Annotated in this window: 14 protein-coding genes; 5 read left to right on the forward strand and 9 right to left on the reverse strand. The window is 42.0% G+C overall.

Annotation, left to right across the window (positions count from 1 at the left end):
* Positions 1 to 4: 4 nt before the first annotated feature.
* Positions 5 to 1,519, forward strand: coding sequence for a DHA2 family efflux MFS transporter permease subunit (locus L3V25_RS10345; protein ID WP_237295281.1), 1,515 nt, complete (start codon positions 5 to 7; stop codon positions 1,517 to 1,519).
* A gap of 75 nt (positions 1,520 to 1,594) precedes the next feature.
* Here the strand turns inward: L3V25_RS10345 and L3V25_RS10350 are convergent, their stop codons facing one another.
* The 4 genes from L3V25_RS10350 to L3V25_RS10365 all read right to left on the reverse strand — a co-directional run bounded on the left by L3V25_RS10350 (position 1,595) and on the right by L3V25_RS10365 (position 4,883).
* A complete protein-coding gene (locus L3V25_RS10350; protein WP_237295282.1) occupies positions 1,595 to 2,083 on the reverse strand; it encodes a YchJ family metal-binding protein in 489 nt (162 codons plus the stop codon).
* Positions 2,084 to 2,092: 9 nt separating this feature from the next.
* Positions 2,093 to 3,322 (reverse strand): EAL domain-containing protein, encoded by a 1,230-nt coding sequence (locus L3V25_RS10355; RefSeq protein ID WP_237295283.1) that lies wholly within the window; start codon positions 3,320 to 3,322, stop codon positions 2,093 to 2,095.
* Between the two features lie 275 nt (positions 3,323 to 3,597).
* Positions 3,598 to 4,323, reverse strand: coding sequence for a UDP-2,3-diacylglucosamine diphosphatase (gene lpxH, locus L3V25_RS10360; RefSeq protein ID WP_237295284.1), 726 nt, complete (start codon positions 4,321 to 4,323; stop codon positions 3,598 to 3,600).
* A gap of 65 nt (positions 4,324 to 4,388) precedes the next feature.
* Complete coding sequence (locus L3V25_RS10365; RefSeq protein WP_027697165.1) at positions 4,389 to 4,883, reverse strand: peptidylprolyl isomerase; 495 nt, start codon at positions 4,881 to 4,883, stop codon at positions 4,389 to 4,391.
* A gap of 196 nt (positions 4,884 to 5,079) precedes the next feature.
* Between L3V25_RS10365 and cysS the strand changes: the two genes are divergently transcribed.
* Entirely contained in the window at positions 5,080 to 6,462 is a 1,383-nt protein-coding gene (gene cysS / locus L3V25_RS10370; protein WP_237295285.1) for a cysteine--tRNA ligase, read from the forward strand.
* Between the two features lie 108 nt (positions 6,463 to 6,570).
* Positions 6,571 to 7,149 carry a thymidine kinase gene (locus tag L3V25_RS10375; protein ID WP_237295286.1) on the forward strand — a complete coding sequence of 193 codons (579 nt, stop codon included), beginning with the start codon at positions 6,571 to 6,573 and terminating at the stop codon, positions 7,147 to 7,149.
* Between the two features lie 164 nt (positions 7,150 to 7,313).
* Here L3V25_RS10375 and L3V25_RS10380 read toward each other — a convergent pair whose 3' ends face one another.
* The 5 genes from L3V25_RS10380 to cmoA form a co-directional block, all read right to left on the reverse strand.
* The gene (locus tag L3V25_RS10380; RefSeq protein WP_237295287.1) at positions 7,314 to 8,285 is read right to left on the reverse strand and encodes an alpha-L-glutamate ligase-like protein; all 972 of its coding nucleotides are present in this window, start codon (positions 8,283 to 8,285) and stop codon (positions 7,314 to 7,316) included.
* Between the two features lie 3 nt (positions 8,286 to 8,288).
* A complete protein-coding gene (locus L3V25_RS10385) occupies positions 8,289 to 9,797 on the reverse strand; it encodes an inactive transglutaminase family protein (RefSeq protein WP_237295288.1) in 1,509 nt (502 codons plus the stop codon).
* Between the two features lie 39 nt (positions 9,798 to 9,836).
* A complete protein-coding gene (locus L3V25_RS10390; RefSeq protein WP_237295289.1) occupies positions 9,837 to 10,625 on the reverse strand; it encodes an ATP-dependent zinc protease in 789 nt (262 codons plus the stop codon).
* A 147-nt stretch (positions 10,626 to 10,772) separates the two neighbouring features.
* Positions 10,773 to 11,744, reverse strand: coding sequence for a tRNA 5-methoxyuridine(34)/uridine 5-oxyacetic acid(34) synthase CmoB (gene cmoB / locus L3V25_RS10395; RefSeq protein WP_237295290.1), 972 nt, complete (start codon positions 11,742 to 11,744; stop codon positions 10,773 to 10,775).
* 78 nt (positions 11,745 to 11,822) lie between these two features.
* Positions 11,823 to 12,551, reverse strand: a complete 729-nt coding sequence (gene cmoA / locus L3V25_RS10400; RefSeq protein WP_237295291.1) for a carboxy-S-adenosyl-L-methionine synthase CmoA — start codon at positions 12,549 to 12,551, stop codon at positions 11,823 to 11,825.
* A 447-nt stretch (positions 12,552 to 12,998) separates the two neighbouring features.
* On the opposite strand from cmoA, the gene aspS reads away from it, so the two are divergent.
* Both aspS and ruvC read left to right on the forward strand, forming a co-directional pair.
* Positions 12,999 to 14,771 carry an aspartate--tRNA ligase gene (gene aspS, locus L3V25_RS10405; protein WP_237295292.1) on the forward strand — a complete coding sequence of 591 codons (1,773 nt, stop codon included), beginning with the start codon at positions 12,999 to 13,001 and terminating at the stop codon, positions 14,769 to 14,771.
* 123 nt (positions 14,772 to 14,894) lie between these two features.
* Positions 14,895 to 15,416 carry a crossover junction endodeoxyribonuclease RuvC gene (ruvC, locus tag L3V25_RS10410; RefSeq protein ID WP_027697174.1) on the forward strand — a complete coding sequence of 174 codons (522 nt, stop codon included), beginning with the start codon at positions 14,895 to 14,897 and terminating at the stop codon, positions 15,414 to 15,416.
* Positions 15,417 to 15,431: the final 15 nt, after the last annotated feature.

The following is a 15,431-nucleotide window of genomic DNA, read 5'->3' on the forward strand; positions in this document are numbered from 1 at the left end:
GGTTATGAGCGAAGTTACATTACAAGCTAATGAGAAAGAGGACGGCGCAAAAAGGCTCCTGATCACTTTTTCGGTAATGTTAGCAACCATCATGCAAGCGTTGGATACCACGATTGCTAACGTGGCACTGCCGCACATGCAAGGTTCAATGGGCGCAACGCAAGACCAGATCTCGTGGGTCTTAACCTCCTATATTGTTGCCTCTGCCATCGCCATGCCTTTAACTGGTTTTGTGGCAGCGCGTATTGGCCGTAAGCGTTTATTCATTTACTCGGTGATTGGCTTTACTATCGCATCGGCTTTATGTGGTGCGGCGCAATCACTTGACCAAATTATCTTATTCCGTTTATTACAAGGGATTTTTGGCGCGAGCTTAGTACCATTATCACAGTCAGTACTATTAGACACTTACCCGAAAGAACAACATGGTTCTGCAATGGCCTTATGGGGCGTTGGGGTGATGGTAGGCCCGATCCTTGGACCGTCGCTTGGTGGTTGGTTAACTGAGTATTATAACTGGCGTTGGGTGTTCTACATTAACATCCCGTTTGGTGCGCTAGCTTGGTTTGGTATTGCCGCCTATGTAAAAGAAACGGCGATTGAAGCCGATAGAAAATTTGATTTGTTTGGTTTCACGCTTATCGCTTTTGCTATCGGAGCATTACAGCTATTTCTTGATCGAGGTGAATCACAAAACTGGTATTCCAGCATGGAAATCGTGATTGAATCCGCAATTGCTGCACTGGCATTTTATATGTTTATTGTTCACATGTTTACCGCGAAAAAACCGTTCCTCGACCCTGAAATGTTTGCCGATAGAAACTTCGTAGTAGGCATAACAATTGGCTTTATGATGGGGGTAGTGTTGCTGGCAACCATGGCATTATTACCACCATTTATGCAAAGTTTGATGGGTTATCCGGTACTTGATGTCGGCTTTTTATTAACGCCTCGTGGTTTTGGTACTATGACGGGGATGTTGATTGTTGGCCGTCTCGCCCGAAAAGTCGATCTGCGTTACCTAATGGTTATCGGGATATTATTAATGATTTTTTCATTATGGGAAATGACGTTATTTAATGCTGAAGTGAGCTCGTGGGATATTATCCGCACTGGTGTCGTACAAGGGCTCGGTTTAGGCTTGGTGTTCGTACCGTTATCAACCATGACCTTCTCAAGCATACAGCCTAAATATCGCACCGAAGGGACAGCGTTATACAGTTTGATTCGTAACATAGGTAGTAGTATTGGGATATCCGCGGTAACGACTTATTTAGCTCATCGAGTTCAATATAACCATGAAGTGTTTGCTCAGTACATTACGCCATTTAGCCACCCATTACATATGGCAGCAGAAAAGGGCATGTATGACATTACAACCCAAGCTGGTTTATATGCGATTGATGCCGAGGTCAACCGACAAGCTGCAATCTTAGGTTACTTGCAAGATTACCGCTTAATGATGTTTGTGTGCGTCATTATGTTGCCAATGATCTTCTTGTTTAAGAAGAGTCGGTAGATTAAATAGCCTTAGATAGTAAAAAGCCCGAATATGTGTCGCTAACATACTCGGGCTATTCTTTTTATTAACCTATTAGCCACAGCACTTCTTAAACTTTTTACCACTGCCACATAAACAAGGATCATTTCTGCCTATTTTAGTGTTGGCAATCGTTTGATTAAGGCGTGGGTCTATTTCCTCTTCTGGCATCACGCCATCTATATAGCGCCATTTGCCATCTTCTTTAACAAATCTTGAGCGTTCATGTAGGCAATATTGTTTACCATCTTCTGTAAAGTAAGCTTTAAACTCCACAAAACCTTCAGAATCAGAAGGGGTTGGAGCATCAAGGACTTCCAATTGTACCCAGTCACTTTCAACTGATTGAGCAATGGCTTCGGCTTCTTGTTCGGCTTGGCAAGATGAGTGGTAAGTCTGAATGACAAACTCTACATTATCGAGCACATGTGCGCAGTAACGAGCACGCATCAGTTGTTCAGGCAGTTGAGCGTTAGCGGTATTTTGGTGAATAGGCTGACAACATTGGTCATAAGGTTGCTGACTACAGCATGGGCAAAGCATAGTGTTCTCTTACTGTTGGTGAAGAAGCTTGCCTTCTAAGCGAAGGTGATAATTTTCAGGGGTTACCCAGTTAATCGCATTGTCATAAAACTGACGAGCTAGCTCAGGGGAGATTTGAAGTTTATCAGCAAACCACTGAATACTTGAATCATCTTTTTTCTCATAGGCAATGGACAGACCTAAAATATCACCGAGAATACCTTGCTGCTGTGATAGTGCATTAATTGCCGCTTTGCTCAGTGGCAAGGTCTCAACTAAATGGCAAAGTGGTTGTTGAAGGAGCTTATCGATTTGAGAAAACATTCCAACAAAATAGGCGTGTTCGGCATTTATTTTGAATTGCTCTAAGGCGGCGACTTGTTCACAGAAATGGGCTCGATGCATTGAGCTTAAATAATAATCCGATGGCGTCCATTTATGGGCAGCGGTAAGAGATAATTCAATAAAGAGTTTGATTTTATCAAGCCCGAGAATATTGAAAGCATCTTCAAACGTGGTAAAGGTTTTGGATGAGTGAGCATTGATAAACCGCATTAGCTTATAGGTCATCGTAATATCATAGCGAATCAGCCTTTCGATTAACTGGTAATCAACAGGTGATTGATTGATGGCAATTTTTAGCTGATCAACGGTGAATGACGATGACTCAATTCTTCGGTGTTTGATTATTTCTGGTTCATGTAATGCGTAGCCTTGGAAAAAATCAAAACCGACTTTTTCCGCTTCTTCTAGTTCTTGTTGGTTTTCAATTTTCTCGGCTAAATAATAAAGATCATAGGCTTTATGAGCTTCAATGAATTTGGCTGCATCGGAGATGCTCACTTGCTTAATATCGAATTTAATCGTGCTAATGTAAGGTAGGAAACGCTCCCAGCTAGGAGAGGGGATAAAGTCATCAAGGGCGATTTTATAACCTTGCTGATGCATGGCACGTATCGCTGAGAATAATTCATCACTAGGCTGGCAATCTTCGAGAATTTCGATCATCAACAAATCGGCAGGAAAAAGTGTTGGGATTTGTTCTATTAAACTTTGATAGGGAAAATTGACGAGATATAACGTTTTCTCATGCCCTTGAGCGTTAGTAAGAAAAAAATGCTCGATTAACAATCGGCTGGTCGCCATCTGTGGATCCACCGAGGGGAATTCATTTTTAAACCCTTCTCGGAACAGTAACTCGTAAGCCACAATCTGCTTATCGGTATTTACAATAGGTTGGCGTGCAATAAAAGAATACATCCTTGAATCTCTTTGCTTATTAACCAGAGTAACCTCGTATTTATTAGAGTCTCGGGTTTATTATTAATTAACTTATTAAACAATATAGAAAAGCTTTCTAGGCTTCCAGCTACAAAGTAACAAGTTTGTTAGTTGACTCATAAATTCACAACAAAAATAGTCGATATCCATGTGACTTACTATCAAAGTCACCATCTTCACATTTCTATTATAAGAATAGGTGAAAAGTCTGTGAGTGGATTGAATTTGTGAAGATTTTCTAAAGACTAGGATTTTTATCCAAGGGAGCGTTGCTGCAATTCGCAACCATTGCCATCACACACTAATATCGAGCCTTGAGTATACCAGTCACCAAGTACGATTCTAGTTGCAGGACCTTGATTTGTTTGATGTTTATGAGTGTTGGGGCGGTGCGTGTGACCGTGGATCATGTGAGTGACTTGGTTAGCTTCAAGGACACTTACGACCTCTTCAGGCGTCACATCCATGATTTCCATCTGCTTAGTGTGTTTTTGTTGTTTGATTTTATTTTGTACGTTGGAAACGATCTTTTTTCTTATAAACAATGGGATACAGTGAAATAACCGCTGTAGCCACTTTTGATGAACAGTTTTACGAAATTCTAGGTATTTCTCATCTTTGGTACACAGGGTATCTCCGTGCAAGATAACAGTAGGTGTGCCGTAAAGATCGATAACTGCAGTTTCTGGCAGTAACGTCATTCCGGTTTCTTTACAAAAACGCTGCCCTAGTAAAAAGTCTCGATTACCTTGTATGAAATAACAGTCAACGCCACTTGCCGTTAACGCTTTAAAGGCATCTTTAATGGTGACATTAAAAGGTGAGTTGTCATCATCACCAATCCAAAACTCAAATAAATCACCGAGTACATACAACTTTTCCGCTGCTGGTGCTTCTTCTTGCATAAAACGAAGAAAACAAGCCGTGATATCTGGACGTAGGGGAGATAAATGAAGATCAGCAATAAATAAGGTGGTCATGAATTATCAAATTGTGTGGAGAGAAATAAAGGGGGACAGTGCCCCCTACAAATTCGATGCGTTTATTATGCTTCGATTGTTGTACCAGTAATCATAACATCTTCTAGTGGTACGTCTTGGTGCATACCGTAAGAACCTGTGCTTACTGCTTTGATTTTTTCTACTACGTCCATGCCTTCAACGACTTCAGCAAACACACAGTAACCCCAACCATTCATAGTTTCAGATTTAAAATCTAAGAAAGTGTTGTCATTAACGTTGATGAAGAACTGAGAGCTTGCAGAATGTGGTTCCATTGTACGAGCCATTGCTAATGTACCTACTTTGTTGCTTAGGCCATTATTTGCTTCATTTTTAATGGTTGCGCGAGTGGTCTTCTCTTTAAGACCAGAAGTCATGCCGCCGCCTTGAATCATAAATCCATCGATAACACGGTGGAAAAGAGTGTTGTCGTAGAAGCCATCTTGGCAATACTGTAGGAAGTTAGCCGCTGTTTCAGGTGCTTTTTCTTCGTTAAGTTGAATTTTAATATCGCCGAAGTTGGTGTGAAGGATGATCATGGTTAGGTCCTTTATCATTGGATTTAATTGGTATTGGTCATTGAGAATTAGATTTTATAGCAACTTATCTCTAAAGCAACTTTAAACGTTACTATAACCTAAGGATAGCCCATTAAAGTTAGGCTTAATGTCGACTTAATTAGCTGATTCGGTATAATCGAAAAATTATAATATTCACCAGACGCAGAAAGAGATCATGTTAAAAATATATAACACCTTGACCCGCCAAAAAGAGGAATTTAAACCCATTCATGCTGGAAAAATTGGCATGTATGTTTGTGGTGTGACCATCTACGATCTCTGCCATATTGGCCATGGACGTACTTTCGTGTCGTTTGATGTGGTGTCTCGCTACCTACGCTTTGTTGGTTATGATCTAACTTTTGTGCGAAATATTACGGATATTGACGATAAAATCATTAAACGTGCAGCAGAAAACAATGAAAGCTGTGATTCGTTAACGGAACGTTTAATTGAAGAAATGTACGCAGATTTCGATGCGCTCAATATTAAGCGCCCGGATGTAGAGCCTCGTGCGACCCATTATATTAAAGAAATCATCGAATTGGTTGAGCGCTTAATCGAGCGTGGATTTGCCTACGTTGCTTCTAATGGCGATGTGATGTTTGAAGTGAAAAAATTCGAACAATACGGCAAGCTATCTGGCCAGGATTTAGAGCAATTACAAGCTGGTGCTCGCGTGGATGTGGAAAGCGCGAAACGTAGCCCTATGGATTTCGTGGTTTGGAAAATGTCGAAGCCAGGTGAGCCGACATGGGAATCACCTTGGGGTCCGGGTCGTCCAGGCTGGCATATCGAATGTTCGGCAATGAACTCATCGATTCTAGGTCACCATTTTGATATTCATGGTGGTGGTTCAGATCTGCAATTCCCGCACCATGAAAACGAAATCGCACAATCTTGCTGTGCTCACGATACGCCATACGTAAACACTTGGATGCATAGTGGTATGGTGATGGTTGACCGTGAAAAAATGTCTAAATCTTTAGGCAACTTCTTCACGATTCGTGATGTGTTAAAGCACTACGATTCTGAAACTGTTCGTTATTTCTTGATGTCTGGTCACTACCGCAGCCAGTTAAATTATAGCGAAGAAAACTTAAACCAAGCTCGTGCTTCACTAGAGCGTTTATACACTTCGTTACGTGGTTTGGATTTATCTGTCGCACCAGCTGGTGGTGAAGAATTTGTCGCTCGTTTTAGCGCGGCAATGAATGATGACTTCAATACGCCAGAAGCATACTCAGTGCTATTTGATATGGCTCGTGAAGTAAACCGCTTGAAAACCCTTGATATGGATAAAGCCTCGGCACTCGGCGCTTTAATGCGTGAATTAGCCGATGTGATTGGTATTTTGCACCAAGATCCAGAAGCTTTCTTGCAAGGTGAAGCGGGTAGTGATGATGAAGTGGCTGAAATTGAAGCGTTAATTAAGCTACGTAATGACTCTCGCGCCGCAAAAGATTGGGCAAATGCCGATCTTGCTCGTGATAAGTTAAACGAGCTTGGTATTGAGCTAGAAGATGGCCCAGAGGGTACTACTTGGCGTCGTAAGTAAGATAAACCTGAATAACGGTAATTGATTAAATAGGGCTTGTGGTATTAAAGATATACTACAAGCCTTTTTCTTGAAACTCGAAACTGATAACTAGAAAGGCTTTTTCCTTTGGCACAGATGTATTTTTATTACTCAGCGATGAACGCGGGTAAATCAACCACACTGCTTCAATCTTCTTTTAACTACTGTGAACGTGGCATGAACCCTGTTATTTTCACAGCAGAAATCGATAACCGTGATGGTATTGGTAAAGTGAGTTCACGTATTGGTTTGCAGTCAGATGCGCACCTATACAATGCCACTACCGATATGTTTAGCGCGGTTAAAGCGTTATGTGAAAAGGAAAAAATTCACTGCGTCATGATTGATGAATGCCAGTTCTTAAATAAAGAACAAGTGTACCAATTAACCGAAGTGGTGGATAAATTACACATTCCTGTATTGTGTTATGGCTTGCGTAGCGATTTCTTAGGAGAGTTATTTGAAGGTAGTCAATACTTGCTGGCTTGGGCGGATAAACTGGTTGAACTCAAAACCATTTGTCACTGCGGACGCAAAGCTAACATGGTGATTCGTATGGATGAGCATGGTAAAGCGATTGCAGAAGGTGACCAAGTGGCGATTGGCGGTAATGACCGTTATGAATCAGTATGTCGCCTCCATTATAAAGAAGCACTAGGTAAGTAACCTCAACTGAGATTAAGTGATCACCAATGCTCGGGATTACGTTATAAAGCATAAAATTAGGGCCTATGACTCACGTTGAGTTATAGGCCCTTTTGTTATCTATACGCTGTAAAGCTATTCATTGTACAACTAGTCTTAAAAACTATTCTCTGCAAAACAAAAGCTTAGAACTGTGGTTTTGAGGCAAATTGTTTTGCTGCATAAGCCACGCGTTCTTCTGGTGTTGGGTAATTTAACGGCGTACCTAGGTTTTCGATATGTTGTAAACGAGGTAGTAAACCTGCGCCATTAGCAATTTGGATCGCAAGGCCAGGACGAGCATTAAGCTCTAATACCATCGGGCCTTCTTCTTTATCCAATACCATATCGGTACCCATGTAACCGAGGCCAGTCATTTCCCAAGCGCTAGATGCTAACACCAATAGCTTTTCCCAGTTTGGTACGACTAACCCACTAAGCGGTTTGTCGGTATCTGGGTGATGGGTGATAGGGCGGTCGAATTGAACGGCACGTACGGCACGTCCCGTTGCAATATCTAAACCTACGCCAACCGCACCTTGGTGCAAGTTCGCTTTACCATCCGATGCGGCAGTAGAACAACGCATCATTGCCATAACCGGGTAACCTTTAAACACGATAACACGGATATCAGGCACACCTTCGTAGCTGTAACCATCAAATGAAACATCATCGAATTTAATTAGGTTCTCAACGACCGCAACATCATTTTTGCCACCGAGTGAGAATAAACCTGCCAATGCATTACTAATATGACGCTCAACATCTTGTTCATTAATCGCTTGACCTGATGGTTTAATGTAAACCCCATCTTTATGCGAAATAATAACCAAAATGCCTTTACCACCAGAGCCGCGAGCCGGTTTAATCACAAAACCCGGCCAGTCTTTAACCATGGCATGGATACGCTTTACTTCAGCTTGCTGGCCAATAACACCAATCAGCTTAGGTACGGTTGCACCGTGCTCTTGGGCAATGATCTTAGTCTTTAGCTTGTCATCCACTAGTGGGTACTTAGAACGGTCGTTATAGCGCCCAATGTAGGCGCCATTACGTTTGTTCATACCCATAATGCCTTTGGCATGTAGCTTTTGAGGAGACGTAAACATTGAAAACATCGTTTAGTCCTCCGCTAATGGTTTGAATCTTTTCAGTTCTAGTAGGCGATATCCAGTGTAGTTACCTAGCGATAAGATACACGCTAATACGATGAACTGAGTACCGATGAAGTTGAAAGTAATATGCTGAACATATGGGTTAGTCATGGCTAGGTAGATAAGTACTGCGGTCAGTAGTGAACCACCACCTTGCATTACCACTTCTTTCGCGCCTTCTTCTTCCCATAGGATAGACATACGTTCAATAGTCCAAGATAGAATGATCATTGGGAAGAACGTAATAGTTAAGCCTTGCGTCAATCCAATGTTGAACGACACGATGGTGAAGATAGAAATAATTAAGATTACGGTAATAATCACCGCCGATATTCGCGACACCAGCAGTAAGTTAAGTTTGGATAGATAACCCCTGATGATTAAGCCAGTACCAACAATAAGCAAGAAGCCGATGATGCCTGGTAATAGTTGAGTCTGAACAAAGGCCACCGCAATCAGTACTGGCATGAAAGTACCAGATGTTTTCAAACCGATTAGAACGCGTAAGAATACAACGATTAACGCACCGATAGGGATCAGCATGATGGTTTTAAACATCGCTTGTTCTTCTAACGGTAGGCTATGAATCGAGAAGTTCAATAAGTTATCAGCAACCACTTTTTGTTTCGTTGCACTACTTGGTGAAACATCTTGCGCCAGCATAGAGAAGAATACTTTACTGTTTTTACCACCGATAACATCCAGTAGTGAAACGTTCGATTCATCCCAAATTAGCATGTTGCCTTGTTTACCCTGTTCAGTGCTGTCAGGGTTAAACAGTTGCCATACTTCGCCATCCCAGACTTCAATCATAGGAATGATCGATTGGCGACGACGACCATCTTCTAACTCAATAACACCAACGGTTTTACTGTAGATTTCAGATGACGCTAAAATTTTACCAATCGCTTCAACTTTGCTGAAATCATCCAGAAGTAGCGAAGCGTTTTGGTTGTCAGGATCGTTGAATTGTTTGATTAACTCACGAGCAAATGTGGTGTTATCTGCCGAACGCTCAGAAGCTTGAGTAGTAATGGCATCAACTGCTGCTTGTTGTGGGCCAGTAAAGGTAGGAGCCACTAAGTCAGTTTCTACCGGTGGTAAAATTTCTGCTTGTGATTGAGGATCCACTAAGAACTGAGTTTTGTAGTAAATGGTTTGTGGACCTTTCGCATCACGTACTGACCATTCAGCGCGGCGGCCAGTATCAGTATTGATGTAAGATAAACCATAGCCTGGAGATGAAGCACTTTCGTCAATCAGGGTAAACCCATCTTGAGTATGTGGCGCGGCTAGAGATACTTTAGCTGGGCCTCCTGAGGCAGTAAATTCTACGCGAGCTTCAATATCCCATACTTGTCGAGATTCACCTGGTCCCCAAGGAACACCATAGTCTTGATGACGCATGACGCTCAAAGTGAGCCCGGTGATAACAAGTATGGCAATGAGAAAATAAAATGGCACTCTAGACGTCATAACTTTTCCTTAACCAGTCTAAATTAATTGTTATTAAAATTATTTTTTTGATGTATTTGATACTGCTTTAGATTCGATAAACTCTCGGCTTACATCGACATAAGCAACATCTTGAATAAATTCACGGCCCAATAAAATAGGATAATCCATTTGAGAGCGATCAGCTAAAGTGAACTGAGCTTTTTCATGTACGCTGCCAATCTTGATCCAGAGCTCAACAACCGGTCTGCGTTCTAAAGAATCAGTACTTGATTGTCGAATCTTTACATGGCGAACGATTGGCGCTTCTACCCATTTACGATCTTCGGGCGCAGTTTCATCGGATACATGGAATTTAACCCATTTTTTCCCATTACGCTCAAATTCTTGTAAATCAACAGCATTAATTGAAGACGTTGTGGCCCCGGTATCGACCCTCGCGATAAAAGCACTTTTAACGATGTCTATATCAACACTTTCTAATGACCCCAAGGTCACCATGCCGGGACGAGTTTGTGGTTCAAGGTTGGTCACGACAATATTTGACGTTGCCGATGGTGAAGAAGAAGTCGTTTGTGCTTTACGCGCTGTAGCAATAAAGCGTTGTTGATTGTGCTTTAAAACTTCAACTTCATTGCTTAAGTTAATGACTTCTGACTCTAAGCTCGCAATATAGTCAGTCTGTTTATCAAGATTAGAATCAAGCTCTTCAATTCGATTGGAAAGCTTTTCTTCACTTTGATTAATGGCTGCAATGGTTTGCTCAGAATAATGTTCTCCGGTCATGTATGCACAACCTGAAAGTGAACCTAGGGCAAAAACTGCAAGACCTAATGATTTTTTGAGCATATTAAACCGTTATCATCCATGTTAAGTGTTTGTTGTGCAAAGTTTAGCGTATCTCGATCCGACCGTGAAGCGCTTTCATCTCATGTAAGAAGATTCTTTGCTTATTTAAAGAACCATTTTTACTTTTTGTGATGAGCTAACTTCTCATTATGGGTTCTTGGCGATCAAAATAGCACGACGTGGGGCAGGGTAGCCTTCAACCGTTTTACTTGGATCGTTTGGATCAAGATAATCCGGTAGAGAATTATGGGTCATCCAATGAGTGCTTCTTTGCTCTTCGGTGGAAGTGACGTTTTCATCGACAATTTTCACATCAATAAAGCCGCATTTTTCTAACCATACCTTTAGTGCTTTGGCAGAAGGGAAAAAGTAAACATTACGCATTTGCGCGTAGCGGTCTACTGGGACTAATACCGCATTTTCATCGCCTTCAATCACTAAAGTTTCTAGCACTAACTCACCACCAGATACTAATTGGTTTTTGAGTTGGAGTAGGTGGTCAAGTGGTGAACGACGATGGTAAAGAACGCCCATGCTAAAGACAGTATCAAAAGCTTTTAGTTCAGGCAGTTGCTCAATCCCAAGTGGTAATAGATGAGCACGTTGGTCGCCGCCCATCAATTTACGAATTGCTTCAAATTGAATTAGGAATAAATGAGATGGGTCGATACCAACACATAAGCGAGCACCGGCACCAAGCATGCGCCACATGTGATAACCATTACCACAACCAACATCGAGAACTGAACGATGCTTTAAATCAGAGATGTGCGGTAGAACGCGATCCCATTTCCAATCTGAGCGCCACTCGGTTTCAATATCCAAACCATGAACATGATAAGGCCCTTTGCGCCAAGGATGGAAAGTACGCAGTAAGCTCTCAAGTTTCTTTTGTTCGCCTAATGCAAAAGGCTGGGTGTTGGTAATACTCACTTGAGAAGTAATATCTATATTATCTGGTTTGATCTCTGTGATTTTATTGAGCGCCTTTACCCAACGTTCAAAGTCACCATGCTCAGCATTTTGCCAATCAGTCAGTTGTTGCGGTAGGGTATTCAACCAAGGTTGCAGACGAACATCTTGAGCAATCAGTTGATAAAAATTGGCAAAATTAAACATAACACTCTTTCTATTTAAATACGGATATCGGTGGATATTTAGCTGAATCTTAAGGCCGAAAGCCTTTCATAAGATAAATTACTTGATGGCAAACATAGAACCAAAATTAAAGCATTGGAACCATACTTCGTAGCTACTAAAGCCAATCTTTTCAAATCGTTGCTTGTGGCTTTCAATTGAGTCTGGTCGCATCACATTTTCAATCGCACTACGTTTTTGGCTAATTTCTAATTCGCTGTAACCATTGGCACGTTTAAAGTCATGGTGTAGATCGATCAATAATTCGTGCGCGGCTTGGTTTTCGAAAACGTATTTTTCCGACAAAATTAAAATGCCACCCGGACGCAACCCTGCATAGATTCTTTCGAGTAAAGAATAGCGGTCTTCTGGCGATAAAAATTGCAAGGTAAAGTTCAAAACCACAACGGAAGCATTTTCGATTTCAATGTCACGAATATCGGCCTCAATGACATTAACTGGGGTGTCTGAACGGTAAGCATTAATATGTAATTTACAGCGTTCAATCATGGCTGGAGAATTATCGACCGCAATGATCTGGCAGTTTTCTTGCTCAATATGACGACGCATCGATAAAGTCGCCGCGCCCAAAGAACAGCCTAGGTCATAAACATTCGAGCTTGGTTTGGCAAAGCGTTCCGCCAACATACCAATAGCTGAAATAATATTGCTGTAACCCGGAACCGAGCGTTGGATCATATCGGGAAAAACTTCTGCCACTCTTTCATCAAATGTAAAATCGCCCATTTTGTCTATTGGGGCTGAAAAAATCACATCACGCTGGCTCATGACAACTCACTTAAAATTGGTTTACTAGCCACTAGGTCAACAGATCCTAATTATTCATTGGCTAGGTGAAGATATGTTCTTATTTTAAGGGAAGTTGGCCTATATCGCTATTGAGTTTGTGGGTTATTTGATTTTATTTCCGTTTACTGACGTAACCGAGCAACTTTTAACCGTATTCGGTTTTTTATTGTGCGTGTTTATTGTGCATGGCTAGGCGATTTAATGCTTTTGCTTTTAGTCGGCTTGGTAATTGAATTGGATAACTTATGAGCGGTTAACGCACCTTTCACTCCTTTACTACCGAAAAGCCAATAAATTGTGCTTCCGGTGGTCGATTTTTATCTGTTTTCCAAGTATAAATAGGAAAAGTTTTTTATACGGTGTTTTTGAGCGGTCTGCTCCACCGGAAATCATTAATTATTTAAATAAGAGATTGGGAAATTCATTATGCGCACCCAGTATTGTGGTCACCTGAACAAGTCCCTAGCAGGACAAACTGTAGAACTTTGCGGATGGGTTAATCGCCGCCGTGATCTAGGCGGTCTGATTTTTATCGATATGCGTGACCGTGAAGGTATTGTTCAAGTTGTTATCGACCCAGATATGACTGAAATTTTTGCAGAAGCAAACCAATTGCGTAATGAATTCTGTATCAAACTAACTGGTGAAGTACGTGCTCGTCCTGATAGCCAAATCAATAAAGATATGGCAACAGGTGAAGTTGAAGTGTACGCAACAGGCCTTGAAATCATCAACCGCTCTGAAGCGCTACCTTTAGATTTCAACCAAACTAACTCGGAAGAGCAACGTCTAAAATATCGTTACATTGATCTACGTCGCCCTGAAATGAGTGACCGTATTAAGCTACGTGCTAAAGCTTCAAGCTTTGTTCGTCGCTTCCTAGATGACAACGGTTTCCTAGATATTGAAACACCAGTACTGACTAAAGCAACGCCAGAAGGTGCGCGCGACTACTTAGTACCAAGCCGTGTTCATAAAGGCAGCTTCTACGCGCTTCCGCAATCACCTCAGTTGTTTAAGCAATTGTTGATGATGTCAGGTTTCGACCGTTACTACCAAATCGTAAAATGTTTCCGTGATGAAGATTTACGTGCTGACCGTCAGCCTGAATTTACTCAAATCGATATCGAAACTTCTTTCATGACGGCTGACCAAGTTCGTGGCGTGACTGAAACAATGGTTCGTGACATGTGGCAAGAGTTACTGAACGTTGACTTAGGCGATTTCCCAATCATGCCATTTTCTGAAGCGATTCGTCGTTTTGGTTCTGATAAGCCAGATCTACGTAACCCACTTGAGTTAGTCGATGTTGCTGACTTAGTAAAAGACGTTGAATTCAAAGTGTTCTCTGGCCCTGCAAATGACGAAAAAGGCCGTGTTGCGGTTATTCGTGTTCCAGGTGGCGCAGCATTATCTCGTAAGCAAATTGATGAGTACGGCAGCTTTGTTGGCATTTATGGCGCGAAAGGTCTTGCTTGGATGAAAGTGAACGATCTTGCGGCGGGCGTTGAAGGTATTCAATCTCCAGTCGCTAAGTTCCTAAATGAAGAAGTGATCAACGGCATTCTTGAGCGCACTGGTGCTCAAACTGGCGACATCATTTTATTCGGCGCAGATAAAGCAAACGTAGTCTCTGAAGCAATGGGCGCTCTACGTATCAAACTTGGTCTAGATCTTGAGCTCACTGATCTGCAAGCATGGAAACCACTTTGGGTTGTTGATTTCCCAATGTTTGAAGAAGATGATGAAGGTAACCTACATGCAATGCACCACCCATTCACATCTCCATTAGGCGTAACAGCCGAAGAGCTAAAAGCGAACCCAGCGGCAGCGAATTCGAACGCTTACGATATGGTGTTAAATGGTTATGAAGTTGGTGGTGGTTCGGTTCGTATCCACAACGCAGAAATGCAATCAACAGTATTTGATATTCTAGGCATTGATGAAACAGAACAACGCTTGAAGTTCGGTTTCTTATTGGATGCTCTAAAATACGGTACGCCACCACACGCTGGTCTAGCATTCGGTCTTGACCGTTTGGTTATGCTACTTTGTGGTACTGACAATATCCGTGATGTGATTGCGTTCCCGAAAACAACTGCAGCAGCTTGTCCGTTAACCAATGCGCCAAGTCTAGCAAATCCAGCAGCGTTAGAAGAATTAGCGATTGCGGTCACCGCAGCTAAAGAAAAAGAATAATCGAGCAAGTTAAATTGAGCGATAAATAACGCGAATAAAACACCCACACTTAATGATGTGGGTGTTTTTGTTTTTATCGCTGGTTATACTTCTAACACTTACGAATATAGATAAAGAGACAGTATGTCCATCATACTTGGAATTGACCCCGGTTCACGTATTACAGGCTATGGTGTGATTCGCCAAGAAGGGCGACATTTACACTATTTAGGCAGCGGTTGTATCCGCATGTCGGAAGAGGCGTTACCTGGCCGTTTGAAGCAAATCTATGCTGGGGTGTCAGAAATCATCACTCAATTTCAACCGGATGTCTTCGCGATAGAACAAGTCTTTATGGCAAAAAATGCCGATTCTGCATTGAAGCTAGGCCAAGCGCGTGGCAGTGCAATCGTTGCCGCAGTCAATGCTGATTTACCAGTTTATGAGTATGCTGCAAGGTTGATTAAGCAAGCAGTGACCGGAACCGGTGGCGCAGATAAAGCCCAAGTTCAGCATATGGTAAAAAGTATGCTCAAATTGCCAGCAAAACCTCAAGCGGATGCGGCGGATGCACTAGGTGTGGCGATTTGTCATGCCAATACCAATAAAACACTTATTGCACTAGCAGGTAAAGCCAGTGGTGCGAGGCGTGGCCGATATCGATAGCGGCATATTTTTTAT

The organism is Vibrio sp. CK2-1, assembly GCF_021726515.1.
Lineage (GTDB): Bacteria > Pseudomonadota > Gammaproteobacteria > Enterobacterales > Vibrionaceae > Vibrio.